The organism is Streptococcus sp. OMI750 (genome assembly GCF_047463895.1).
GTDB lineage: Bacteria > Bacillota > Bacilli > Lactobacillales > Streptococcaceae > Streptococcus.
In genome coordinates this window covers 18,438-43,849 of sequence record NZ_JASHCZ010000003.1, presented here as the reverse complement: position 1 = coordinate 43,849, position 25,412 = coordinate 18,438, and the positions used below count along the sequence as shown (strand labels likewise).

Annotated in this window: 28 protein-coding genes, 2 tRNA genes and 2 pseudogenes; 30 read left to right on the top strand and 2 right to left on the bottom strand. The window is 42.5% G+C overall.

Going from position 1 to position 25,412, the window contains the following annotated elements; all coding sequences use genetic code 11:
* Window positions 1-25: 25 nt before the first annotated feature.
* The 30 genes and pseudogenes from QM830_RS06835 to QM830_RS06690 all read left to right on the top strand — a co-directional run bounded on the left by QM830_RS06835 (window position 26) and on the right by QM830_RS06690 (window position 22,958).
* Window positions 26-1,639, top strand: coding sequence for a CTP synthase (locus QM830_RS06835; protein ID WP_414326148.1), 1,614 nt, complete (start codon window positions 26-28; stop codon window positions 1,637-1,639).
* A gap of 122 nt (window positions 1,640-1,761) precedes the next feature.
* A tRNA-Leu gene (locus tag QM830_RS06830) sits at window positions 1,762-1,847 on the top strand.
* Between the two features lie 81 nt (window positions 1,848-1,928).
* Window positions 1,929-2,381, top strand: coding sequence for a hypothetical protein (locus QM830_RS06825; protein WP_414326147.1), 453 nt, complete (start codon window positions 1,929-1,931; stop codon window positions 2,379-2,381).
* Between the two features lie 195 nt (window positions 2,382-2,576).
* Window positions 2,577-3,458, top strand: a complete 882-nt coding sequence (locus QM830_RS06820; RefSeq protein WP_009732231.1) for a class II fructose-bisphosphate aldolase — start codon at window positions 2,577-2,579, stop codon at window positions 3,456-3,458.
* A 279-nt stretch (window positions 3,459-3,737) separates the two neighbouring features.
* Window positions 3,738-4,730 carry an ABC transporter ATP-binding protein gene (locus QM830_RS06815; protein ID WP_414326145.1) on the top strand — a complete coding sequence of 331 codons (993 nt, stop codon included), beginning with the start codon at window positions 3,738-3,740 and terminating at the stop codon, window positions 4,728-4,730.
* Window position 4,731: 1 nt separating this feature from the next.
* The gene (locus QM830_RS06810; protein WP_414281170.1) at window positions 4,732-5,550 is read left to right on the top strand and encodes an ABC transporter permease; all 819 of its coding nucleotides are present in this window, start codon (window positions 4,732-4,734) and stop codon (window positions 5,548-5,550) included.
* Window position 5,551: 1 nt separating this feature from the next.
* On the top strand, window positions 5,552-6,337 hold the full coding sequence (locus QM830_RS06805; protein ID WP_414326142.1) for an ABC transporter permease: 786 nt from the start codon (window positions 5,552-5,554) through the stop codon (window positions 6,335-6,337).
* 100 nt (window positions 6,338-6,437) lie between these two features.
* Window positions 6,438-6,510: transfer RNA gene (locus tag QM830_RS06800), tRNA-Thr, on the top strand.
* Between the two features lie 199 nt (window positions 6,511-6,709).
* Window positions 6,710-7,021: a LiaF transmembrane domain-containing protein gene (locus tag QM830_RS06795; protein WP_414326385.1), complete on the top strand. Its 312-nt coding sequence runs from the start codon at window positions 6,710-6,712 to the stop codon at window positions 7,019-7,021.
* Between the two features lie 299 nt (window positions 7,022-7,320).
* The gene (locus QM830_RS06790) at window positions 7,321-7,767 is read left to right on the top strand and encodes a LytTR family DNA-binding domain-containing protein (RefSeq protein WP_414326141.1); all 447 of its coding nucleotides are present in this window, start codon (window positions 7,321-7,323) and stop codon (window positions 7,765-7,767) included.
* 4 nt (window positions 7,768-7,771) lie between these two features.
* Window positions 7,772-8,467, top strand: coding sequence for a LiaF transmembrane domain-containing protein (locus QM830_RS06785; protein ID WP_414326139.1), 696 nt, complete (start codon window positions 7,772-7,774; stop codon window positions 8,465-8,467).
* Between the two features lie 118 nt (window positions 8,468-8,585).
* Window positions 8,586-8,774, top strand: a complete 189-nt coding sequence (gene rpmB, locus QM830_RS06780; RefSeq protein ID WP_001140948.1) for a 50S ribosomal protein L28 — start codon at window positions 8,586-8,588, stop codon at window positions 8,772-8,774.
* Between the two features lie 290 nt (window positions 8,775-9,064).
* The gene (locus QM830_RS06775; protein WP_003004393.1) at window positions 9,065-9,430 is read left to right on the top strand and encodes an Asp23/Gls24 family envelope stress response protein; all 366 of its coding nucleotides are present in this window, start codon (window positions 9,065-9,067) and stop codon (window positions 9,428-9,430) included.
* A gap of 2 nt (window positions 9,431-9,432) precedes the next feature.
* Window positions 9,433-11,097, top strand: coding sequence for a DAK2 domain-containing protein (locus QM830_RS06770; RefSeq protein ID WP_414326131.1), 1,665 nt, complete (start codon window positions 9,433-9,435; stop codon window positions 11,095-11,097).
* 284 nt (window positions 11,098-11,381) lie between these two features.
* The gene (locus QM830_RS06765) at window positions 11,382-11,936 is read left to right on the top strand and encodes an SP0191 family lipoprotein (protein ID WP_414326129.1); all 555 of its coding nucleotides are present in this window, start codon (window positions 11,382-11,384) and stop codon (window positions 11,934-11,936) included.
* 130 nt (window positions 11,937-12,066) lie between these two features.
* Entirely contained in the window at window positions 12,067-12,258 is a 192-nt protein-coding gene (locus QM830_RS06760) for a hypothetical protein (RefSeq protein WP_414326127.1), read from the top strand.
* Window positions 12,255-12,452, top strand: a complete 198-nt coding sequence (locus QM830_RS06755; RefSeq protein ID WP_414326126.1) for a hypothetical protein — start codon at window positions 12,255-12,257, stop codon at window positions 12,450-12,452. Before QM830_RS06760 ends, QM830_RS06755 begins: the two co-directional genes overlap by 4 nt.
* Complete coding sequence (locus QM830_RS06750; protein ID WP_414326124.1) at window positions 12,439-13,356, top strand: ABC transporter ATP-binding protein; 918 nt, start codon at window positions 12,439-12,441, stop codon at window positions 13,354-13,356. The genes QM830_RS06755 and QM830_RS06750 overlap by 14 nt, the downstream gene beginning before the upstream one ends.
* A complete protein-coding gene (locus tag QM830_RS06745) occupies window positions 13,325-14,065 on the top strand; it encodes an ABC transporter permease (protein WP_414326122.1) in 741 nt (246 codons plus the stop codon). The genes QM830_RS06750 and QM830_RS06745 overlap by 32 nt, the downstream gene beginning before the upstream one ends.
* Complete coding sequence (locus QM830_RS06740; protein ID WP_414326120.1) at window positions 14,062-15,159, top strand: histidine kinase; 1,098 nt, start codon at window positions 14,062-14,064, stop codon at window positions 15,157-15,159. The genes QM830_RS06745 and QM830_RS06740 overlap by 4 nt, the downstream gene beginning before the upstream one ends.
* A gap of 1 nt (window position 15,160) precedes the next feature.
* Complete coding sequence (locus QM830_RS06735; protein WP_414326118.1) at window positions 15,161-15,760, top strand: response regulator; 600 nt, start codon at window positions 15,161-15,163, stop codon at window positions 15,758-15,760.
* Between the two features lie 175 nt (window positions 15,761-15,935).
* A pseudogene (locus QM830_RS06730) lies at window positions 15,936-15,980 on the top strand (hypothetical protein); the annotation flags it as partial.
* A gap of 17 nt (window positions 15,981-15,997) precedes the next feature.
* Window positions 15,998-16,078 (top strand): annotated as a pseudogene (locus QM830_RS06725) (DNA-3-methyladenine glycosylase I); the annotation flags it as partial.
* Entirely contained in the window at window positions 16,079-16,762 is a 684-nt protein-coding gene (locus QM830_RS06720; protein ID WP_414326117.1) for a lysostaphin resistance A-like protein, read from the top strand.
* Between the two features lie 283 nt (window positions 16,763-17,045).
* Window positions 17,046-18,746, top strand: a complete 1,701-nt coding sequence (locus tag QM830_RS06715) for an acetolactate synthase large subunit (protein WP_414326115.1) — start codon at window positions 17,046-17,048, stop codon at window positions 18,744-18,746.
* Entirely contained in the window at window positions 18,739-19,215 is a 477-nt protein-coding gene (gene ilvN, locus QM830_RS06710) for an acetolactate synthase small subunit (protein WP_003010242.1), read from the top strand. Before QM830_RS06715 ends, ilvN begins: the two co-directional genes overlap by 8 nt.
* Window positions 19,216-19,280: 65 nt before the next feature.
* A complete protein-coding gene (ilvC, locus tag QM830_RS06705; protein WP_070660840.1) occupies window positions 19,281-20,303 on the top strand; it encodes a ketol-acid reductoisomerase in 1,023 nt (340 codons plus the stop codon).
* 76 nt (window positions 20,304-20,379) lie between these two features.
* Complete coding sequence (ilvA, locus tag QM830_RS06700; protein ID WP_414326113.1) at window positions 20,380-21,630, top strand: threonine ammonia-lyase IlvA; 1,251 nt, start codon at window positions 20,380-20,382, stop codon at window positions 21,628-21,630.
* A 110-nt stretch (window positions 21,631-21,740) separates the two neighbouring features.
* Complete coding sequence (locus tag QM830_RS06695; protein ID WP_414326111.1) at window positions 21,741-22,634, top strand: SPFH domain-containing protein; 894 nt, start codon at window positions 21,741-21,743, stop codon at window positions 22,632-22,634.
* Window positions 22,635-22,742: 108 nt separating this feature from the next.
* Entirely contained in the window at window positions 22,743-22,958 is a 216-nt protein-coding gene (locus QM830_RS06690) for a hypothetical protein (protein WP_003004771.1), read from the top strand.
* 122 nt (window positions 22,959-23,080) lie between these two features.
* On the opposite strand, the gene QM830_RS06685 is transcribed toward QM830_RS06690, so the two are convergent.
* Window positions 23,081-23,821: an amino acid ABC transporter ATP-binding protein gene (locus QM830_RS06685; protein WP_414326109.1), complete on the bottom strand. Its 741-nt coding sequence runs from the start codon at window positions 23,819-23,821 to the stop codon at window positions 23,081-23,083.
* Window positions 23,821-25,383, bottom strand: a complete 1,563-nt coding sequence (locus QM830_RS06680; protein ID WP_414326107.1) for an ABC transporter substrate-binding protein/permease — start codon at window positions 25,381-25,383, stop codon at window positions 23,821-23,823. The genes QM830_RS06685 and QM830_RS06680 overlap by 1 nt, the downstream gene beginning before the upstream one ends.
* Window positions 25,384-25,412 lie beyond the last annotated feature (29 nt).

Sequence of the window (25,412 nt, the reverse complement as noted above, 5' to 3'; positions counted from 1 at the left end):
CCATATTAGAAGAAGAGGAAAGCATATGTCAACAAAATATATTTTTGTCACTGGTGGTGTCGTATCATCCATCGGAAAAGGGATTGTCGCAGCGAGTCTCGGTCGCCTGCTTAAGAATCGTGGATTGAAAGTGACCATTCAAAAATTTGACCCGTATATCAATATCGACCCAGGGACGATGAGTCCTTACCAACACGGGGAAGTCTTTGTCACAGACGATGGTGCAGAGACAGACTTAGACCTTGGCCACTATGAACGCTTCATCGATATCAATCTGAATAAGTACTCAAATGTGACAACAGGGAAAATTTATAGTGAAGTCCTTCGAAAAGAACGTCGTGGAGAATACTTGGGAGCGACTGTTCAGGTCATTCCCCATATTACTGATGCCTTGAAAGAAAAGATCAAACGAGCAGCGACAACGACGGATTCAGATGTTATCATCACAGAAGTCGGGGGAACCGTTGGAGACATTGAGTCTCTACCTTTCCTTGAAGCCCTTCGCCAAATGAAGGCAGATGTTGGGGCTGAAAATGTCATGTACATCCACACGACTCTTCTTCCTTACTTGAAGGCTGCTGGTGAAATGAAAACCAAGCCGACCCAACACTCAGTGAAAGAATTACGTGGTCTTGGGATTCAACCAAATATGTTGGTCATCCGTACAGAAAAACCAGCTGGTCAAGGGATTAAGAACAAGCTGGCCCAATTCTGTGACGTTGCCCCAGAAGCTGTCATCGAGTCTCTTGATGTGGAACACTTGTACCAAATTCCATTGAACTTGCAGGCTCAAAATATGGACCAAATCGTTTGTGACCATTTGAAACTAGATGTTCCTGCAGCGGATATGACAGAATGGTCTGCTATGGTCAATAAGGTCATGAACCTCAAGAAGGAGGTCAAGATTTCCTTGGTTGGGAAATACGTAGAATTAAAAGATGCCTACATTTCTGTTGTTGAGGCCTTGAAGCACTCTGGTTTTGCCAATGATGCCGAAGTGAAGATTGATTGGGTCAATGCCAAAGATGTCACAGCTGATAATGTGGCAGAACTCCTTGGAGATGCTGATGGGATCATCGTACCAGGTGGTTTTGGTCAACGGGGAACAGAAGGGAAAATTCAAGCCATCAAGTATGCGCGTGAACAGGATGTGCCAATGTTAGGGGTCTGTCTCGGTATGCAGTTGACCTGTATCGAGTTTGCCCGTCATGTCTTAGGCTTGGAGGGGGCTAATTCATCTGAATTGGATCCAGAAACCAAGTACCCGATTATCGATATCATGCGGGACCAAATCAATGTGGAAGACATGGGAGGAACCCTTCGTTTAGGACTCTACCCATCGAAGCTCAAGCGAGGATCGAAAGCAGCAGCAGCCTATGACCATCAAGAAGTAGTGCAACGTCGCCACCGTCACCGCTATGAGTTTAACAATGCCTTCCGTGAGCAGTTCGAAGCAGCAGGATTTGTCTTCTCAGGCGTTTCACCAGACAACCGTTTGGTCGAAATTGTTGAAATACCAGACAACAAATTCTTTGTCGCTTGCCAATACCACCCAGAATTGTCAAGCCGACCAAATCGCCCCGAAGGTCTGTACACAGCCTTCATTACAGCGGCTGTTGAGAATCACGATAGCAAATAAGAATCAAGGGTCAGGTTTCGTGACCTGATCCCTTTTGTGAAGAAATAACAAACATTGAAAAAAGTTTGAAAAAAATATTGACAAACATGTGGATGATTGATATACTAGTAAAGTACTCAATCGCGGGGATGGCGGAATTGGCAGACGCGCAGGACTAAGGATCCTGTGACCGCTTTAGGTCGTGAGGGTTCAAGTCCCTCTCTCCGCATCGGATAATCAAGACAGCTTCGGCTGTCTTTTTTGTTTTTCAAAACTTTATGATAGAATAGGTGTGAGATGAGGTGTGAATATGAAGAAGAACTATCTGGTTTTGATCAATGGGCTCCTAGCGCTCGTAGGAAGTGCCATTAATTTTTTTGCTCCAGTCATGATTTTGGCCATGGGGCTTGCTGCTCATGAAGATTTCGGAAGTGCCTTGATGGCTTTAATTAGCTGGAACTTCTTTGTCTGTATTCTAGCCATCGCTTCTAGGTGGCTCCTAAAAGATGAAAAGAGGATTCATAAGTGGATTCCCAATCTTTTTCTGGTAGCGGGTCTCATTCTTTTACTTGCGAATCTCCTTATTTTGTCTTGGAGCTTTCCGTATCTTGAAAGCCCTTTGATGTGGCTATTTGGAAACATCTTTGGGAAAGTTCATGAATTTACTTATTTCTTCTATTCTCAATGGGTCGCAGGAGGATTCCTAGTGATTTCCGGGATTGCATTTTTAGTTTCATTAAAAAATTTTAAAGCAGAGGATTAAAAAGAGGGAGCTTGGGCTCCCTTCTTTTGCGTTTCTATGGGCTGTAGAAGTCTTGGGAAAGTAAGCATTCCTCCTCATTTATCATAAGAAAGTGCTTAAAGCTACAGGAAAAGCTAGCATTTTCAATGAAAAAGTGATAAAATAAACAATGTAAGTGGAATCAACCCCACAAAAATTTATAGGAGGCCTATCCAAATGGCAATCGTTTCAGCAGAAAAATTTGTCCAAGCAGCTCGTGACAATGGTTATGCAGTTGGTGGATTTAACACAAACAACCTTGAGTGGACTCAAGCTATCTTGCGTGCAGCAGAAGCTAAGAAAGCTCCAGTACTTATCCAAACTTCTATGGGTGCTGCTAAATACATGGGTGGTTACAAAGTTGCTCGCAACATGATCGCTAACCTTGTAGAATCAATGGGTATCACTGTACCAGTTGCTATTCACCTTGACCATGGTCACTACGACGATGCTCTTGAATGTATCGAAGCTGGTTACACTTCAATCATGTTTGACGGTTCACACCTTCCAGTTGAAGAAAACCTTAAATTGGCAAAAGAAGTGGTAGAAAAAGCTCACGCTAAAGGTATCTCAGTAGAAGCTGAAGTTGGTACTATCGGTGGTGAAGAAGACGGTATCATCGGTGATGGTGAATTGGCACCAATCGACGATGCTAAAGCAATGGTTGCTACAGGAATCGACTTCTTGGCTGCAGGTATCGGTAACATCCACGGTCCTTACCCAGCAAACTGGAAAGGTCTTGACCTTGATCACTTGAAGAAATTGACTGAAGCTGTACCAGGATTCCCAATCGTATTGCACGGTGGATCAGGTATCCCTGATGATCAAATCCAAGCAGCGATCAAACTTGGTGTTGCGAAAGTTAACGTGAACACTGAATGCCAAATCGCATTTGCAAATGCTACTCGTCAATTCGTACGTGAATACGATGCAAACGAAGCAGAATACGACAAGAAGAAACTCTTCGACCCACGTAAATTCTTGAAACCAGGTTTCGATGCAATTACAGTAGCTGTTGAAGAACGTATCGACGTATTCGGTTCAGAAGGCAAAGCTTAATTTAGCTGAACAAAACAAAGTAGAAGCCTGCCCCTAAGGGCAGGTTTTTTTGTGTCTTAAGGAAACTATTTAACAGAATTTTTGATTAAAAGCTTCATTTTAAGAGAGAAATCTCTAATTTCATAATTAATAAGCAAACGCTTGCATTCCTTTTTTTATTAGATTATAATAGGTTGGTATAAAGCCTTCTGTAATAATATTGAGTAAGTGTAGAAAGTAAGGATTTAGAATATTTGTAGTCAAAAATACAAAGTTGCTTCTTACGATAGGGAGATAGATATGGCAATGATAGAAGTGCAACATCTTCGGAAAAATTTTGTGAAGACAGTTAAGGAGCCGGGGTTAAAGGGAGCCTTGCGCTCCTTTATTCATCCTGAAAAGCAGACCTTTGAAGCGGTCAAGGATTTAACTTTTGAAGTTCCAAAAGGGCAGATTTTAGGATTTATCGGGGCAAATGGTGCTGGGAAGTCAACCACCATCAAAATGCTGACAGGGATTTTAAAGCCGACATCTGGCTATTGTCGGATTAACGGCAAGATTCCCCAGGATAATCGCCAAGATTATGTCAAGGATATTGGAGTCGTTTTCGGACAACGCACCCAGCTATGGTGGGATTTGGCACTGCAAGAGACCTACACGGTTTTGAAAGAGATCTATGATGTACCGGACTCGCTTTTCCATAAACGCATGGACTTTTTGAATGAAGTTTTGGATTTGAAGGAATTTATCAAGGATCCTGTGCGGACTCTTTCACTAGGTCAACGGATGCGGGCGGATATTGCGGCTTCCTTGCTTCACAATCCCAAAGTTCTCTTTTTAGATGAACCGACAATTGGTTTGGATGTGTCGGTCAAGGATAATATTCGACGTGCTATCACTCAGATTAATCAGGAGGAAGAGACAACTATTCTCTTGACTACTCATGATTTGAGCGATATTGAGCAACTTTGTGATCGGATTTTTATGATTGACAAGGGGCAGGAGATTTTTGATGGGACGGTTAGCCAGCTCAAGGAGACCTTTGGCAAGATGAAGACTCTCTCCTTTGAACTGGTACCAGGTCAAGGTCATCTTGTCTCTCATTATGAGGGCTTGCCTGATATGTCCATTGATAGACAAGGAAATACTCTCAATATTGAATTCGATAGTTCCCGCTACCAGTCAGCTGATATTATCAAACAAACCCTGTCTGATTTTGAAGTCCGTGATTTGAAGATGGTAGATACAGATATTGAAGATATTATCCGTCGCTTCTATCGAAAGGAGCTCTAAGATGGTCAAATTGTGGAGACGTTATAAACCCTTTATCAATGCAGGGATTCAGGAGTTGATTAGCTATCGAGTCAACTTTATTCTCTATCGGATTGGTGATGTCATGGGGGCTTTTGTCGCTTTCTATCTCTGGAAGGCTGTCTTTGACTCCTCCCAGGAGCCTTTGATTCAGGGCTTCAGTATGGCAGATATCACTCTCTACATCATCATGAGTTTTGTGACCAATCTTTTGACCAGGTCTGATAGCTCCTTTATGATAGGAGATGAGGTCAAGGATGGCTCCATTATCATGCGCTTGCTGAGACCAGTGCATTTTGCGGCCTCTTACCTTTTCACCGAACTTGGCTCCAAGTGGTTGATTTTTATCTCTGTTGGACTGCCATTTTTAAGTGTCATTGTTTTGATGAAAATCTTATCTGGGCAAGGTATTGTAGAAGTGTTGGGATTAACTGTCCTTTATCTCTTTAGCTTAACTCTGGCTTATCTGATTAACTTTTTCTTTAATATCTGCTTCGGATTTTCAGCCTTTGTATTTAAAAATTTATGGGGTTCCAATCTACTCAAGACTTCAATAGTGGCCTTTATGTCTGGCAGTTTGATTCCCTTGACGTTTTTTCCAAAGGTGGTTTCAGATATTCTCTCCTTATTGCCATTTTCATCCTTAATTTACACTCCGGTTATGATCATTATTGGGAAATACGATGCCAGTCAGATTCTTCAAGCACTTTTGCTTCAGTTTTTCTGGCTTATAGTGATGGTGGGCTTGTCTCAGTTGATTTGGAAACGAGTCCAGTCATTTATCACCATTCAGGGAGGTTAGGATGAAAAAATATCAACGCATGCATCTGATTTTTATCAGACAATACATCAAGCAAATCATGGAATACAAGGTGGATTTTGTGGTAGGTGTGTTGGGAGTCTTTCTGACTCAAGGCCTAAACCTCTTGTTTCTCAATGTCATCTTTCAACACATCCCCTCGCTAGAAGGTTGGACCTTTCAAGAGATTGCCTTTATCTATGGATTTTCCTTAATTCCAAAGGGATTAGATCATCTCTTTTTTGACAATCTCTGGGCTTTAGGTCAACGACTAGTTCGAAAAGGGGAGTTTGACAAGTATCTGACTCGTCCTATCAATCCTCTCTTTCACATCCTCGTTGAGACCTTTCAGATTGATGCCTTGGGTGAACTCTTGGTCGGTGGTATTCTATTAGGAACAACAGTAACTAGCATCTCTTGGACTCTTCCAAAATTCCTGCTTTTCCTAGTTTGTATTCCTTTTGCGACCTTGATTTACACTTCTTTAAAAATCGCGACATCCAGCATCGCTTTTTGGACCAAGCAGTCAGGTGCCATGATTTACATTTTCTATATGTTCAATGATTTTGCCAAGTACCCGATTTCCATTTACAATTCGCTCCTTCGTTGGTTAATTAGCTTTATCGTTCCTTTCGCCTTTACGGCCTACTATCCTGCCAGTTATTTCTTGCAGGGTAAGAATGGGCTCTTTAATATCGGTGGTTTGATTCTGATTTCCCTTGTCTTCTTTTTCATTTCCCTCAAACTCTGGGATAGGGGCTTGGATGCCTACGAAAGTGCTGGCTCGTAAAAGGAAGAATCTCAAAGCCTTGTCTCAGGAAAGGCTTTTTCTAATGGAGATGAAAATTTCTTGACATCTATTCTCAGAGTGCTATACTAAGAAGGTAATCGCCGATTTAGCTCAGTTGGTAGAGCAACGCACTCGTAACGCGTAGGTCACAGGTTCGATCCCTGCAATCGGCATAGGAAAAAACGGCTTTGAAGGAGCGAGACGACGAATGATGGTGATCACATCTTCGTTCTGTCTCGTTCCTTTTTTGACCGCATAGGTGCTAATTTTGACCACTTAGTCAAAAGTCCTTGTCTCCATAGGGGCTCTCTGCTATCATAGAATCATCAAAGGAAGGCCCCCTTCCAACTATTGAAAACGAGGTATACGATGATGAAAAAACTACTTGGACTTGGATTTATTCTGGCAGCTCTTGCGGTTGTCACAATGGGAATGGTTGGCTTTCCAAAGATCGATGTGAATATCTGGCCTTTATTTCCCGTTCTCTTATTTGCTTTCTTTACTCTTGAAAATCTGATGAAACAGGACTACAAAGCAAGTGTCATCTGTGCTTTAATTGCTCTGATGATTGCAAACGCGATCTACGATCTCTTGCCGGTTTCAAATGGCTTAGTGATTACAGCGGGTGTCCTTGCTTGCGTGGGTCTTAGTTTTCTTTTACCGGATAAGAATAGCAACAAATAAAGGAAGGAGGCTGGGACAAAAGTCCTAGCCTCTCAATTGTCTTTGGATTGTCGAGCAAGACGCAGTGGTTGAGTGGGCTCTACTACGCTGATTTCATCAGCTTTTACAGCCCTACTCAACTGTGCGGAGGTGGGACGACGAAATCGAATTCTAACGAATTACCGATTTCTGTCCCACTCTCTCTTTACTTCTCAAAAACTACCTCTTGATGGGGAAAACGTGCCACTTACTGAAAAGGCCTTGTTTTGTTTTCAACAGCTGTTATAATGGTACTATCAAAACGTTGGGAAAGGAGTTTTATGAAAGTTAGAATCGAATTGGATCCATCAATGGACGAGCCTGAGATCTTGATTCGAGCTCCTCGCTTGACCCCGGAGTTGACACAGCTACAAGAGAGCATCCTCGAACAAAAGATCGCTCCACTAGCCTTCTACAAGGATCGAAGCGAGTATTTTCTAGATGTAGCATCCATTCTATTTTTTGAGACGGATGGGGAGAAGATCTATGGGCATACCAAGGACGAGGCCTATGAGGTCAAGCAGAAGCTCTATGAGTTGGAGGAGTTGCTTCCTATCGCCTTTTGTCGGATTTCCAAATCCACTATTGTCAACGCAAAGCAGATCTACTCTCTGGAAAAGTCTTTTTCTGGAACCAGCACGGTCAATTTCTACCAGACCCACAAGCAGGTCCACGTATCTAGACGCTACTATCAACTCTTAAAAGAACGACTAAATGAAATGAGGTAATATTATGAGAAAAAAATTAATCGGAGTATTCTTAATCCTATTAGCAGCCTTACTCCTCTTACAAGGCTATTTTGTAAAATGGGATATCAGCATCTGGACCTTAGCTTGGGTCACCTTGCTTGCAGTCCTGTCCCTATCTAGTTTCTTGAAACGCCATTTTGGTTGGGGCTTCATCTATGGACTTTTAGCCCTCTTTTGTCTCAATGGGCAATACCATTTTCTTCCGGTGTCCAATTCGGTGGTTATCCTTTCTTCAATACTAGCAGTGATCGGTCTCAATATTTTATTCAGCCCCTCTAAGAAGATAAAGGAACGTTTTGGATCTTATTCCACTGGCTCGATGAGCAGGGCGGATGGCAACAACATTGATGTCACTTTTTCCACAGTAACCAAGTATCTCAATGATCAACACTTTACTCACGGAAGTGCTGATGTGAGTATGGGCGAAGCATCGGTTTATTTTGACAATTGCCGCATTGAAGGGCCGTCTGCCCAGTTTGTTGTCGATGTTTCCCTTGGGAGTCTGAGCCTCTATGTACCAAGCGATTGGCGAGTTCATGTCAATGTAGAGAGTTCTTTGTCAGCTATCCAACATCAGGAAAATCCAAGTGCTCTTACTAGCAAGGATTTCTACATTACGGGCGATGTTTCCTTAGGAAATCTGGAAATTATCTATGTAGGAGCGAATTCGTTTTCTTAAGTCTGAAATGAAAAACTTTTGCCAAAAGCTTGCCAAGAGAGATTTTTTTTGGTAATATAGTACGGTATGTGGTGCTAGCACATCCGTTATATTAGATCTAATAGGAGGAAACACAGAAATGGCTAAAGTATGTTATTTCACAGGTCGTAAGACTGTATCAGGTAACAACCGTTCACACGCTATGAACCAAACAAAACGTGCCGTAAAACCAAACCTTCAAAAAGTAACTGTCCTTATCGATGGTAAACCTAAAAAAGTTTGGGCTTCAGCTCGTGCATTGAAATCTGGTAAAGTAGAACGCGTTTAATAAAGAAAGAAGGCTGGGCATAAAGTGTTCAGTCTTCGCTTTTTGATAGGAATAGTAGTATGACGCAGTGGTTGATTGGAACTACTCATGTTTGAAACATTCGTACTTCCTAATCAATTTGTGCGGGGGTGGGAATACGGACTCTTTTGAACAAATCGGAGTCCTTTCCCGCTCCCTTTTCTTTTTCTCTAGAGACAGCTGTCACAGCGGGAGAAGAATAGTCCCTACCCTTTTACAGTTGACCTCTTTTATGGTAAAATAGAATATAAAATACTTTTGAGGTAGAAATTATGACAGTAAAAATCAATACAAAGGACGGTCAAATTGAATTGACTGATGAGGTTATCGCAACTGTTGTAGGCGGTGCTGCTACTGAAATTTTCGGTGTGGTTGGAATGGCCAGCAAAAATGCGATCAAAGATAATTTCCAAGCCCTCCTAGGGAAAGAAAACTTCTCTAAAGGTGTTGTTGTCAAAACAACGGAAGCAGGAACTATCGCAGTTGATGTTTACACTGTTTTGAGCTATGGAACAAAAATTAGCGAAGTCTCAAAAAATATTCAAGAACGTGTGAAATTTAGTTTGGAAAATCAACTTGGAATCACTACGGATACTGTGAATGTCTATATTCAAAATATCAAGATTGTGGGAGAATAATCGTGGCTAATATTACTACAAGTTTATTTCAAGAAATGGTTCAAGCGGGGGCTACGCGCTTAAATAAACAAGCGGAATATGTAAACTCTTTGAACGTCTTTCCTGTACCAGATGGGGACACAGGAACCAATATGGGAATGACCATTGAAAATGGGGCCAAAGAAGTATCGGACCGCTCTGCTTCGACTGTTGGAGAAGCAGCGGGGATCTTCGCTAAAGGACTATTGATGGGGGCGCGTGGGAACTCAGGAGTCATCACTTCTCAATTGTTCCGTGGATTTTCTCAAAGTGTCAAAGACAAAGAAGAATTGGATGGAGCAGCACTTGCAGCAGCCTTCCAGTCTGGTGTAGAAGTCGCTTATAAAGCGGTTATGAAACCTGTTGAAGGAACCATTTTGACGGTTTCTCGTGGGGCTGCCATCGGTGCCAAGAAAAAAGCAGAATCGACTAATGATGCGGTAGAAGTCATGCGTGCAGCTCTTGAGGGAGCTAAAACAGCTCTTGCTAAGACTCCAGATATGTTACCGGTCTTAAAAGAAGTTGGTGTGGTAGACTCTGGTGGTCAAGGTTTGGTCTTCATCTATGAAGGATTCTTGTCAGCCTTGACAGGTGAATTCATCGCTTCTGAAGACTTCCAAGCAACGCCTGCAACTATGTCAGAAATGATCAATGCAGAACACCACAAGTCAGTTGCTGGTCATGTCGCAACGGAAGACATCACCTTTGGTTACTGTACAGAGATTATGGTGGCTTTGAAGCAAGGTCCAACCTATGTCAAAGACTTTGACTACGACGAATTCCGTAACTATTTGAACAATCTTGGAGATTCTCTATTAGTCGTCAACGATGATGAAATCGTCAAAGTCCACGTCCATACTGAAGATCCAGGTCTTGTCATGCAAGAAGGATTGAAATATGGTAGCTTGGTCAAGGTAAAAGTCGACAACATGCGCAACCAGCACGAAGCACAAGTTGAAAAAGAAGAGCGCCAAGCCAAACCAGCTGAAGCAAAAGAATATGCCATCATTGCAGTCGTTGCGGGTGACGGATTAGCGGATATCTTCAAAGCGCAAGGAGTGGATTACATCATCTCTGGTGGTCAAACCATGAACCCATCAACAGAAGACTTTGTCAAAGCTGTTGAAGAGTTGAATGCGCGCAACATCATTATCTTGCCAAACAATAAAAATATCTTGATGGCCGCTCAATCTGCAGCAGAAGTCATTGAGCAACCAGCAGCAGTCGTAGAGACGAAGACCATCCCTCAAGGATTGACCAGCCTTCTTGCCTTTGATGAAAGCAAGTCCATCGAAGAAAACTATGAACGCATGAGTGCTTCATTGGGCGATGTTGTATCTGGTAGTGTGACGACAGCGGTTCGGGATACCACGATTGATGGCCTTGAAATTCATGAAAATGATAATCTTGGAATGGTCGATGGTAAGATCGTTGTTTCAAATCCAGATATGATGGAAACCTTGGAAGAAACATTCGCTCATATGTTGGACGAAGATAGTGAAATTGTGACCATCTATGTCGGTGAAGACGGTAGTGAGGAGTTGGCAAATGAATTAGCCCAAGCCCTTGCTGAGAAGTATGAGGATGTAGAAGTGGAAATCCACCAAGGTGGCCAACCAGTCTATCCATACTTGTTTAGTGTAGAATAATTGAACAGAAGGTTCCTTTCGGAACCTTTTTTTGTATATAGAAAAATGAGGAGATTTCTGATGAAATCGGCATAAATCTAAGTGTCCGAGCCGGAAGTGAACTCTCCACGGAGGCTTTATTAGTGAAGAAAAGGAGATTTTGCAAAAAGTCTCACATTCATCAGTTTTTTATTCAAATTGAAGAGCTTGAAATGAGGGGGAAATGGTTTGAAAAGTGGAGTTTTTAGACAAGAAAGACGCGATATGTTATACTGATAACAGTATGTGAAAGGAGAGTTATAAAAATGAAGAAATTTTTTGTAACCCTTGGGCTAGCCATTTTGGTATTGACTGGTTGTTCGCAATCCCAAACAAAGAAAACAACACCCGCTAGCTCTTCTAGCAGTTCCTCTGTTAAAAAAGAAGTAAAAATTGAAGAAAAAACCACAACCTTAGTTGGAGATATCAATGGGACAAAACACCGGGATATCATCAAGTCTAAGGGAGATAAGGTTGAAAACCTTCGTATCGAAGTGATAGCTGATCTCCCCCAACACCTTAGAACAATTGCTACAGAAAAGTCACCTGAAGATCTTACAGCAGCTATTCAAGCTTTGTTGGAGCAAAATGAAGACTATAAAAAGTTGAAAACCGTTCCTGGTTTTAGTTTGGAGTATAGTGTCACACCAGAGAAGAAATTGCTCTCAACTAGTGTGATTGACCTGAACCAAATTGATGCCAAGTCTCTAGAAGAAATTTCTTACTTCAAAGATGCTGGTCTCAATGACTTGAAGAATATGAAGGCGGATGCCTTGATCAAGGCTTTGAAGTTGCATGGTATGAAAGAAGAAGGCCAGTAAGAAGAAAAAAGTCGAGTGAAGTCACTCGGCTTTTTTTAGTGACTTTTGTCATGTGAGCCAGTGACAAAATCATCTAGTGGCAATTTTTACCTTTGGCTATAATAGAGTCAGAAAGTGAGAGGGTTAAAAAATGAAACAGTGGTTCTATAAAGTATTTACGTTAACAGTGGTTGGGATGGTCGTCTATTTGATCTTTTCAAAGGATGACAGCCTCTATTACCATTTTCCTTGGGAATTATTTGCGGGGATTGGCATCATGAGCTGGGCGGTTCAAGAAGGATTGAAAATGATCAAGGCTGTCAAAAAGGAGATAGAGCAATGAACAAGAAACTAGAAATTGGCTGGATGTTTGCTTCATGTATGGTCCTCTGGGTAACTGAGCAGATGACGGGCTGGTTTTCTGCCCATTTTCCTAGCTGGTTTTTCCAAACGGTTTGGGGAGTGACCTTGGTCGTCTTTGTCATCATTCCAGCTGGCCAAATCTGGTTGAAAGGAGAGCATCATGAGTGTCATTAGAGTAGAGAACTTGAAGAAAAGTATTAAAGGAAAGGTGATTTTAGAAGATCTTTCTTTCACAGTTGAGAGAGGAGATTGCCTGGCCTTGATTGGGCCAAATGGAGCAGGGAAGACAACCTTGATGAACTGCCTCCTAGGAGATATAAAGAAGACGGCTGGAACCATTGAAGTAGAGGGAAAAGTCCCTGGTCATCCACAGTTAAAGGCTAGTGTCTCTTATCTCCCTCAAGAGAATGCCATCGTGCAAAAGTTAACTGTTCAGGAACTGATCAACTTCTTTCGCTCCATTTATCCCAATCCCTTAACGGTCAATGACATCGATGATTTATTGCGTTTTACTCCAGAACAAAAGAAGCAATTGGCCAGTAAGCTGTCTGGTGGGCAAAAACGTCTCCTATCCTTTGTGTTGACCTTGATTGGTTCTCCTAGTCTTCTGTTTTTGGATGAGCCAACGGCCGCTATGGATACGTCCACTCGCCAACGCTTTTGGGAGATCGTCGGGGATTTAAAGGAAGAAGGTGTGACCATCGTCTATTCTTCCCATTATATTGAGGAAGTAGAGCATACAGCCGATCGGATTTTGGTCTTGCATCAGGGACATTTGCTTCGGGATACGACGCCACTCGCTATGAGAAGTGAAGAGGTAGAAAAACATTTTATTCTACCTTTGCGCTACCAAGCTCTAGTGGCAGGGATGGACGGAATAGGTCAAGTGACGGTCAAACCCGATGCCCTCCAAGTTGTGACAGGAGATGCCAATCGCTTGTGGGCTCGATTGCAAGAAGAAGGCTGTTCGATCCAAGAGATCGAAGTGACCAATCGAAGTTTATTGGATTCTATTTTTGAAAATACAAAGGAAGTAGGTAGAGAAGATGAAACGAATGAAAGCTCTCGGCGTGGTTGAGTGGCATTTGACCAGACGCCAAGCCATTTATTACTTGTTATCAATTGGGATGCCCACGGCCTTCTATCTCTTCTTTTCAGGGATGTACCAGGACACACCAGGGGCACCGGCTCATTTTATGAGAGATTATCTCCTCTCCATGACGGCTTTTTCCATGATGTCTACAGCCCTATTTTCCTTTCCAACGGTTCTTGAAACCGATCGACTCAACAATTGGCAAAAAGTCTTGCGCCATACCCCGGTATCTATGGTAGAATATTATTTAATAAAGGTTGCGGGTCTCTTTGTCGACTTTCTCCTCTCTATTGGGGTCGTCTTTACCGTGGGTCATGTGGTGCGCCATGTGAACATGTCCTTACAGGATTGGGTCTTAGCAGCCTTCCTTCTCATCCTAGGGAGTCTAGCCTTTGTAGCAATCGGTTTGGTCTTGACCTTGCTTCCTTCCAGTCAATTAATGTCAGTTGCGGGCAATCTTCTCTATATGGGACTAGCTGTCATGGGTGGCCTATGGATGCCGATTAGTGTCTTTCCAGAATGGATGCAAGCTATTGGCAAATGCCTGCCAACCTATCAATTGATGGAACTGATTAAGACCTTTTTAAACAAGGGACAGGTTAATGTCTCTGCTAGTCTTTATTTAAGCTTGTTTACCTTGGTCTTGTTTGCTCTTGTCATCGTCTATCGTCGTCATTCTGAGGTTCGTTCATGATCGAAAAACTCAAACATATTCATCATATGTTTTACGTGGGCCTAATCTTTATGGCCTTCCCTTTTGCTACTATTTTCTTTGGGCAAATTCCCTGGTGGCATTTCTTTTTGGCCCTCTTCTTTATGGTGAGCTATTTAGGAATCCTCATTACGGAAAATAAGAAACTGACCTGGCTTTTTTGGCTCTATCTTTTGGCTTATATAGGCGGAAATACCTTTTATATTGGTACTGGCTTTTGTTGGTTTTACTATTATCTAAGTAATATTTTAGTCTATTGTTTTGAAGTCAGCAATTTTCGTTCCCCCTTTCTTTGGACGGCCTTTGGATCACAACTGATCCTTTTGGGAGCCTTGTTATTTAATAGAGATATGAGAGAAAATGATTGGCTTTTTGTACTGATTATCTGCTTGTTCATCGCGATAATGACCTTTAGTATGGTTCGGGATCGGATGATGGAAGAGTTGAAAGCTGATCATGCCAAGCAAAACGCCCAGATCAATCTCTTGCTGGCGGAAAATGAACGCCATCGGATTGGCCGTGATTTGCATGATAGTCTAGGACACACCTTTGCCATGCTCAGTGTCAAGGCAGATCTGGCCGATCAATTCTTAGCATTCGGACAGCTTGAGAAGGCTCGGGAGCAGGTGCAAGAGATTCAAGCCATTAGCCAAGAGTCCATGCACCAAGTCCGAGAGATTGTGGAGAACTTGAAGCAACGAACGCTGGCAAGAGAGTTAGAAACTGTCCAGCAAATGCTAGAAGTGGCGCAAGTAAAAGTGGAGATCCAAAATGAGCTCGACACAGCTAGTATCTCGCCGATCCTAGAGTCTGCTCTGGCTATGGTGTCTCTGGAATTAGCCACTAATATGATCAAGCATGCCAAAGCAACGCAAGCCCTTCTCTCTTATCGATCCACCGAAACAGGGGTGGAAATGGTGGCAGAAGACAATGGTATCGGCTTTGATAAGGTCTCCGATAAGGATCTACACTCGATCCGCGAACGGATTGCCTTATTGGGAGGAGAGCTAGAGATCAGTCATCGTCACAAGCCCACCCGCATAGAAATACGGATCCCCTATCAAGAAAGGAAATAAGATGCGCTTATTAGTTGCTGAAGACCAAAGTATGTTACGAGATGCTCTTTGCCAGCTCTTGCTTTTGCAAGAGGACGTGGAAGAAGTCTTGCAGGCTGGAGACGGGCAAGAAGCCATTCACTTACTCGAAACACAACCAGTCGATATTGCTATTGTAGATATCGAGATGCCTATCAAAACAGGGTTAGAAGTCTTGGAATGGGCTAAAAGTCAACAACCTCAGCTCAAGGTCGTCATCGTTACCACCTTTAAGCGACCGGGTTATTTTGAGCGGGCCCTCAAGGCCGGAGTCGATGCCTATGTTTTAAAAGAGCGTCGCATTACGGACTTGATGGCCACCCTGCATACAGTTTTGGCAGGGCAAAAAGAATATTCTCCTGAATTGATGGAGGGAATCCTAACCCATCCCAATCCTCTAAGCTCTCAGGAGCAAGCAGTCCTAAAAGAAGTTGCCAAAGGAGCATCTAACCAAGAAATTGCCGATCGCTTATTTCTTTCAAACGGAACCATCCGTAATTACATGTCGGCTATTTTGACCAAGTTGGATGCGGAAAATCGGACGGAGGCAGCAAGGATTGCCCAAGAAAAGGGTTGGTTATAAGGAAGAAAAGAGAGTGGGACAGAAATCGGTAATTTCGTTAGAATTCGATTTCGTCGTCCCACCTCCGCACAGTTGAGTAGGGCTGTAAAAGCTGATGGAATCAGCTTAGTAGAGCCCACTCAACCACTGCGTCTTGCTCGACAATCCAAAGACAATTGAGAGTAGCTGGGTCAAAATGAACAACCCGCTATATGTATCCTACCATGATGAGGAGTGGGAACAGCCCCTCCACGATGACCAGTCGCTGTTTTGTCCTTTATGCAGGCTGCAGGTCTGGTTGATGACCATGAGAATGATTGTGAATGGAAAGGAAATTAAATGATGTCTAATAAAAATAAGGGAATCCTTGGTTTTGGTATTCTCTATACAGTTTTCTTTGAGTTTGATGGCCATAAATTGCTGGCTTCTTTGATGCCATCTGCCATTGAGAATTATCTACAATATCTACTCTATGTAGTATTAGCTCTATATGGCTCTTTCTTGTTCAAGGATGGATTGATTCAACAATGGAAGGAGATTAGAAAGACGAAAAGAAAATTCTTCTTTGGCGTTTTAAAAGGCGGGCTCTTTTTCATTCTGATGACTGTTATCTTTGAATTTGTATCAGAGATGTTGAGGCAGTTTTTTGGGCTAGTCGGACAAGGTCTAAATCAGTCGAATATTCAAAGCACCTTTCAAGAGCAACCGCTACTGATAGCTGTTTTTGCTTGTGTCATTGGACCTTTGGTAGAAGAATTGTTTTTCCGTCACACTCTATTGAAATATTTGAGAAAAAGTCTGCCAACTTGGCTGAGTATCTTTATAGTCGGCCTTGCTTTTGCCTTAACTCATATGCACAGCTTGGATTTATCCGAGTGGGTTGGTGTAGTCGGTTACCTAGGTAGCGGTCTTGCTTTTTCTATTATTTATGTGAAAGAAAAGGAGAATATCTACTATCCCCTACTTGTTCACATGTTAAGCAACAGCTTTTTCATCATCGTTTTAGCTATCGGTAGTATGTGATGAAAATGCTAGTAACGATACTGAAAAAGAGGCTGGGGCAAAAGTCCCTTATCTCCAAAAAAAGCAACGGTTCCGCAATTGGGAATCTCTAGCTTTTTTGTGACTGGGAACTTTTTGTCCCAGCTTTTTTTTGATTGGATTTGTCATTGTTTTAGGAGAGCTCTCATTATTCGGATTTGGATAGAAAATTCAGAAAATTTACTATTTTTCCTTGAAATATTTCCCAAAAATGGTATGATAGTAGCATGCTAATTTGAGAAACAAAGTACTGGAAAGGAGAGACATGGAGAAAATTACCTTAGAAACTGCGAAAACCGGTTCAGAACTTGTCCTTGAAACCCTGCGTGATTTGGGAATCGATACGATTTTTGGTTATCCTGGTGGAGCGGTTTTGCCTTTATACGATGCTATCTATAGCTTTGAGGGTATCAAGCATATTCTTGGACGACACGAACAAGGGTGCTTGCATGAAGCTGAAGGCTATGCCAAATCGACTGGAAAGCTGGGTGTAGCAGTCGTCACGAGTGGACCAGGGGCTACCAATGCTATTACAGGGATTGCAGATGCCATGAGCGACAGTGTTCCTTTATTGGTCTTCACTGGACAAGTTAATCGCGCTGGAATCGGAAAAGACGCCTTCCAAGAGGCGGATATTGTGGGAATCACCATGCCGATTACCAAGTACAACTATCAAGTACGTGAGACGGCAGATCTTCCGCGGATTATCACAGAAGCTGTCCACATCGCGACAACTGGTCGTCCAGGTCCTGTCGTCATTGACCTTCCAAAAGATGTCTCAGCTATAGAGACAGATTTCATCTATGAGCCAAGCGTGAATCTTCCGAGCTACCAGCCGACCATTGAGCCCAATGAATTGCAAATCAAAAAGATTTTGAAGCAATTAAGCAAGGCTAAAAAACCAGTGCTCCTCGCTGGTGGTGGTGTTAGTTATGCTGGTGCATCAGAAGAGTTAATTGCTCTAGCTGAGCGCTATCAGATTCCAGTAGTGACCAGTCTCTTAGGTCAAGGAACGATCCCAACCAGTCATCCTCTTTTCCTTGGAATGGGGGGAATGCATGGGTCCTTCGCAGCCAATATCGCTATGACCGAAACAGATTTCATGATCAGTGTTGGTTGTCGCTTTGATGACCGTTTGACAGGGAATCCAAAGACCTTTGCGAAGAATGCTAAAGTGGCTCACATCGATATTGACCCTGCAGAGATTGGTAAGATCATTGCAGTTGACATTCCAGTTGTTGGTGATGCGAAAAAAGCCTTGCAACAATTGCTGACAGAACCAGTGGTTCATCTGAACACTGAAAAATGGATCGAAAAGGTTACCCAAGATAAGAACCGAGTCCGTTCATATGATAAGAAAGAGCGAGTTGTTCAGCCACAAGCTGTGATTGAACGAATTGGAGAGTTGACCAAGGGAGATGCCATTGTCGTAACGGACGTTGGACAACACCAAATGTGGGCAGCTCAATACTATCCTTATCAAAATGAGCGCCAATTGGTTACTTCAGGAGGCTTAGGAACCATGGGCTTTGGTGTTCCAGCAGCTATTGGAGCAAAAATTGCCAATCCAGATAAAGAAGTCGTTCTCTTTGTCGGAGATGGAGGCTTCCAGATGACCAATCAAGAGTTGGCTATCTTAAATATCTATAAGGTTCCGATTAAGGTCATCATGCTTAACAACCATTCGCTTGGAATGGTCCGTCAATGGCAAGAAGCCTTCTATGATGGTCGGACATCAGAGTCAGTCTTTGATAGCCTTCCGGATTTCCAATTGATGGCGCAAGCCTATGGCATTAAGAATTATAAATTTGATAATCCTGAAACCCTAGAGAAGGATTTGGAAGTCATCACAGAAGATGTCCCAATGTTCATCGAAGTAGATATTTCTCGTAAAGAGCACGTTCTACCGATGGTACCTGCTGGTAAGAGTAATCATGAGATGTTGGGGGTGAAGTTTAATGCGTAGAATGTTAACAGCCAAACTTCAAAACCGCTCAGGTGTTCTGAACCGCTTTACAGGAGTCCTATCTAGACGTCAAGTCAATATCGAAAGCATTTCTGTTGGTGCAACAGAAAACCCTAATGTATCGCGGATTACCATTATCATTGATGTTGCCTCACATGATGAAGTGGAGCAAATTATTAAACAGCTCAACCGTCAGGTCGATGTCATTCGTGTCAGGGATATCACTGATAAACCGCACTTGGAACGCGAAGTGATCTTGGTGAAAGTTTCTGCACCTGCTGAGAAGCGGGCAGAGATCTTGGCCATCATCCAACCTTTCCGTGCCACCGTGGTCGATGTAGCTCCAAGCTCTATCACCGTTCAAATGACGGGAAATGCTGAAAAGAGTGAAGCCCTTATCCGGGTCATTCGTCCTTACGGCATCAAAAATATCGCCCGCACCGGTGCAACCGGATTTACTCGAGATTAATTTTCGACTGAAAATTGTTACCCTCGCCTAAAAAGGCAAAATAAAATAGAAAAGAGATTTTACTTATGGCAGTTCAAATGGAATACGAAAAAGATGTTAAAGTTGCAGCATTAAATGGTAAGAAAATTGCTGTAATCGGTTATGGCTCACAAGGACATGCACATGCACAAAACTTGCGTGATTCAGGTCATGATGTCATTATCGGTGTGCGTCCAGGTAAATCATTCGATAAAGCAAAAGAAGATGGTTTTGATACCTATACAGTAGCAGAAGCGACTAAATTGGCAGACGTGATCATGATTTTGGCTCCGGATGAAATCCAACAAGAATTGTATGAAACTGAAATTGCGCCAAATCTTGAAGCGGGTAATGCTGTTGGTTTTGCACACGGATTCAATATCCACTTTGAATTCATCAAAGTTCCAGCGGATGTCGATGTCTTTATGTGTGCACCGAAAGGACCAGGTCACTTGGTTCGTCGTACTTATACTGAAGGATTTGGTGTACCAGCACTTTACGCAGTCTATCAAGATGCTACAGGTAACGCCAAAGACATCGCTATGGACTGGTGTAAAGGGGTTGGATCAGCACGTGTTGGTCTTTTGGAAACAACCTATAAAGAAGAAACGGAAGAAGATTTGTTCGGAGAACAAGCTGTACTTTGTGGTGGTTTGACTGCCCTTATCGAAGCTGGTTTTGAAGTATTGACTGAAGCAGGTTATGCTCCAGAATTGGCCTACTTTGAAGTTCTTCACGAAATGAAATTGATTGTAGACTTGATCTACGAAGGTGGCTTCAAGAAAATGCGTCAATCAATCTCTAACACTGCTGAATACGGTGACTACGTATCAGGCCCACGTGTCATAACTGAACAAGTGAAAGAAAATATGAAAGCTGTTCTTGCTGACATTCAAAATGGTAACTTCGCTAACGACTTTGTGAACGACTACAAAGCTGGACGTCCAAAATTAACTGCTTACCGTGAACAAGCTGCTAACCTTGAAATTGAAAAAGTTGGTGCTGAATTGCGTAAAGCAATGCCGTTCGTTGGTCAAAACGACGATGACGCCTTCAAAATCTACAACTAATTGTCTGTAGAAGACTAAGCAAGTTGGGACACCCTGGCTTGCTTTTTTCATCAAAACACAGCAACAGAGGTATGAAATGATAACAGCAAAAGATGTGGCTAAGGCCCATAAAATATTAAGAGGAGTCGTTGTTAATACGCCCCTTGAATACGACCACTATTTATCTGAAAAATATGGCGCAAAGATTTATTTGAAAAAAGAAAATGCCCAACGCGTTCGTTCTTTCAAAATTCGTGGTGCTTACTTTGCGATCTCTCAATTATCAAAAGAAGAACGGGAACGTGGGGTAGTGTGTGCATCTGCGGGAAACCATGCGCAAGGAGTTGCTTATACATGTAAGGAGATGAAAATTCCAGCGACCATTTTTATGCCCATTACAACACCGCAACAAAAGATTGGACAAGTCCGCTTCTTTGGTGGGGATTATGTAACAATCAAGTTGGTCGGAGATACGTTCGATGCTTCAGCGAAGGCAGCACAAGAATTTACTCTTGCAGAAAAACGGACCTTTATTGACCCATTTGATAATCCATACGTACAGGCTGGTCAAGGGACAGTTGCCTACGAAATCCTTGAAGATGCTCGGAAAGAGTCGATTGCCTTTGATGCTGTCCTTGTTCCTGTCGGTGGCGGAGGTCTCATTTCAGGTGTTTCTGCCTATATCAAAGAAACGGATCCTCAGATTGAGGTCATTGGGGTAGAGGCCGAGGGAGCACGCTCTATGAAGGCTGCTTTTGAAGCAGGTGGCCCAGTCAAATTACCAGAAATTGATAAGTTTGCGGATGGAATTGCCGTGCAAAAGGTAGGGCAATTGACTTATGAAGTAACTCGTCAGCATGTTGAAACGCTAGTCGGTGTGGATGAAGGATTGATTTCAGAGACCTTGATTGATCTCTATTCTAAGCAAGGAATTGTTGCCGAACCAGCGGGAGCTGCCAGTGTGGCTTCCCTAGAAGTTTTGCGCGAATACATCAAGGGAAAAACGATCTGTTGTATTATCTCCGGTGGGAATAATGACATCAACCGTATGCCTGAAATGGAAGAGCGTGCCTTGATCTACGATGGAGTCAAACACTACTTTATCGTCAACTTCCCACAACGTCCAGGGGCCCTTCGCGAATTCGTAAATGATATCTTAGGACCAAATGATGATATCACTCGTTTTGAATACATTAAGCGCGCTAGCAAGGGGACAGGCCCAGTCTTAATCGGGATTACTTTAGATAATAAACATGACTATGCAGGCTTGATTAATCGGATTGAGCGTTTTGACCCTTCCTTCATTAATTTGAACGGGAACGAAACTCTTTATAATATGCTAGTCTGATTATAGTCGAGAAAGAACCGATAAGGAAGGCAATATATTTTTATGGAATATATTGCTTTTTTAGGAAGAACTGTGATATGATATGCATAAATTAAAAGGAGGAACTTATTATGCCTGGATTTTTTATATTTCTTTTATTCATACTGTTAGTTGCAGGAGGAATTGTGATTAGCTCACTCTATGTGGTCAAGCAACAATCCGTTGCCATCATCGAGCGATTCGGTCGCTATCAAAAAATTAGTGATAGCGGCATTCATATGCGGGCACCTTTTGGAATTGACAAGATTGCGGCACGAGTTCAATTGCGCGTCTTGCAGAGTGAGATCGTGGTTGAAACAAAAACTCAGGATAACGTATTCGTTACCATGAATGTGGCGACGCAATACCGAGTGAACGAGAGCAACGTAAAGGATGCCTACTACAAACTCATGCGTCCAGAATCACAGATTAAATCATACATTGAAGATGCTTTGCGTTCTTCTGTGCCTAAGTTGACCTTGGATGAATTGTTTGAGAAAAAAGATGAAATCGCTCTTGAAGTTCAAAAACAAGTAGCAGAAGAAATGTCAACTTATGGATATATTATTGTTAAAACCTTGATTACCAAAGTTGAGCCAGATGCCGAAGTGAAACAATCCATGAACGAGATCAATGCAGCGCAAAGAAAACGTGTGGCAGCTCAGGAATTGGCAGAAGCAGACAAGATCAAGATCGTTACTGCTGCCGAAGCTGAGGCGGAAAAAGACCGCTTGCACGGGGTCGGTATTGCCGAGCAACGGAAGGCCATTGTCGATGGATTGGCAGACTCTATTAAAGAGTTAAAAGGTGCGAATGTAGACTTGACCGAAGAACAAATCATGTCTATTCTCTTAACCAATCAGTACTTAGATACCTTAAATAATTTTGCAGATAAGGAAGGGAATAATACGATTTTCCTACCAGCTAACCCAGATGGCGTCGAAAACATTCGTACACAAATATTATCAGCCTTGAAAGCAAAATAAACTTTTTCTCATTTTTTAAAAAAGGTTCGTATTTTCAGCGATTTTAGTTGACAAAATGTGCAAAACAATTTATATTAGTATTGGAAATAATAATATAGGAGAAAGATCATGGCTAAATCGAACTTTGAAAAAGTAGAATCAGTTGTTGGATGGGTACGCGATAAGAAAATTACGGGATATCGTATCAGTAAAGAAACAAATGCCCGTGAAATGTCTATCATTGCCTTGGCTCAAGGACGTGCAAAAGTGAAGAATATCTCCTTCGAAACTGCACTCGGATTGATTGATTTTTATGACAAAAATCATCAAAAATTTGAAGATTAATTTGTTGTTCCAATTAAAAGTCAGAGAGAAAAATCTCTGACTTTTTTCTATGTCCGAAAAAGATAAAGCAAGCACAAAAAAACAGTTTGCTGACACAAAGGCCAGCAAGCTGTTTTAGGGTCTTAATTTAAGAAGCGTTGAAGGAATTCTTTGGTCCGTTCTTCTTTTGGATTGGTAAAGATTTCTTTTGGATCGCCTTGTTCAGCGATAACCCCTTTGTCCATAAAGATCACGCGACTTGAAACGTCTCGGGCAAATTCCATTTCGTGAGTCACCACAATCATGGTTAGGCCTTCTTTGGCTAAGTCTTGCATAATTTTAAGAACTTCTCCGACCATTTCAGGGTCCAGAGCAGAAGTTGGCTCATCAAAGAGAATCGCATCAGGGTCCATTGAGAGAGCACGCGCGATCGCCACCCGTTGCTTTTGTCCTCCTGAAAGTTGTTTGGGACGGGCAGCCCAATATTGGGACCCCATACCAACTTTTTCAAGGTTTTCTTTGGCTACTTTTTCTGCAGTTTCACGATCACGCTTGAGGACGGTTGTTTGCGCCACAATGGTATTTTCCAAGACATTTAAATTTTCAAAGAGATTAAAGCTTTGGAAAACCATCCCCAATTTTTCCCGATAATGGGTCAAATCATAGTCAGGATCAAGAACGTTTTGTCCACGATAGAGAATTTCGCCAGCAGTAGGAGTCTCCAAAAGATTAATGGAGCGTAGGAAAGTCGATTTCCCGCTACCGGAGCTTCCGATGATGGAGATCACCTCTCCTTTTTCAACGGTGAGCGAAATATCTTTCAAAACTTCATTTTGACCATAAGATTTTTTTAAATGGTTGATTTCAAGTATTTTTTCTGCCATTATTTCACCTCCTTGACTTGCATTTGATTGGCACCCGTAGTATAAGTATCAGAGTCTAAACGACGTTCGATGTAGCGAAGGATACGGGTGATGGTAAAGGTGAGAACGAAGTAAATCACCGCGATGATAGTAAAGGTTGGGAAGTATTGGTAGTTCTGAGTTGCTACCGTATTTCCTGTGAAATAAAGCTCAACAACAGAGATAACGTTCAAGACAGAAGTATCCTTGATATTGATGACAAACTCATTTCCTGTTGCTGGCAAGATATTGCGCACGACCTGAGGAAGGACGACCTTGCGCATGGTTTGTCCATGGGTCATTCCTAGAGCAGTAGCCGCTTCAAACTGACCGGGATCTACTGCCAAGATTCCTCCACGAACAATCTCACTCATATAAGCCCCTGTATTGATGGAAACAATAAAGATGGCGGCCCAAGTGCGATCCAAGGAAATGTTAAAGGCTTGGGCGGAACCGTAGAAAATAACCATAGATTGAACAATCATCGGAGTCCCGCGGAAGATTTCAATGTAGACATTGAGGAACCAACCGAAGAATGTTTGCAAGGCGGCGAGGGCCTTGTTCTTAGACATAGGCGCAGTCCGGAAGACACCGATTAACAAACCGATGATCAAACCAGCAATGGTTCCCGTCATGGAGATGAGGAGGGTCATTCCAGTTCCGCGTAAGAACTGTGGGCCATTATCTTTCAAAATCTTCATCATTTGACTGAAGAAAGTCTGCTCATCATCGCTAGCATCACTGGAAGCTGGTTGCTTCTCAATCATATCATCCATGAGTTTGACTTGCTCTTCTGACGAAATTTTAGCTAGTGCCGCATTGACTTGGTCAAGTCTAGTATCACCCTTCTTCATCCCGATAGCGATGGTCGCATCTTCTTCTCCAACTTCAAATCCTTTTTTGAATTGGATCATCTTAAATTTTGAATTAGCGGACTCAGCGGTTAGGGCTTCTGGTCGTTCGGAAACATAAGCATCGATGACGCCAGATTCAAGCGCTTGACGCATTTGAGCAAAGTCTCCCATGGCGGTTTCTTGTTTTGCCCCTTTGAGTTGAGAAATGAGCGAGTAGAGGTAGACCCCTTGTTGAGAGGTAACCTTTGCATCTTTAAAGTCATCTAGACTAGTGGCATTCGCATAGTTCCCGTCTTTGCGGACCAGCATGACCGGCTCGCTGGTATAGTAGCTATTAGAGAAGGCCACCTCTTTTTTACGTTCAGCAGTGGGACTCATCCCGGCGATAATCATATCGATTTTACCAGATGTGAGAGCTGGAATTAAACCGTTCCAAGATGTTTTCACGATCAAAGGTTTTTTACCTAAATCCTCAGCAACTTTTTTAGCGATTTGGACATCGTACCCATTGGCATATTGGTTGGTGCCATCAATCTTCACGGCTCCATTTGAATCATCTTCTTGGGTCCAGTTGAAAGGAGCGTATGCAGCTTCCATCCCAATTCGTAAATATTCATCTGCATGAGCAACCTGTGTGATCCCTAAGCAAATGAAAAGCCCTGTTAAGAGCGCAAATAATGTTTTTCTCATTTTTTCTCCTCTTCCTTATTTTAACTCTT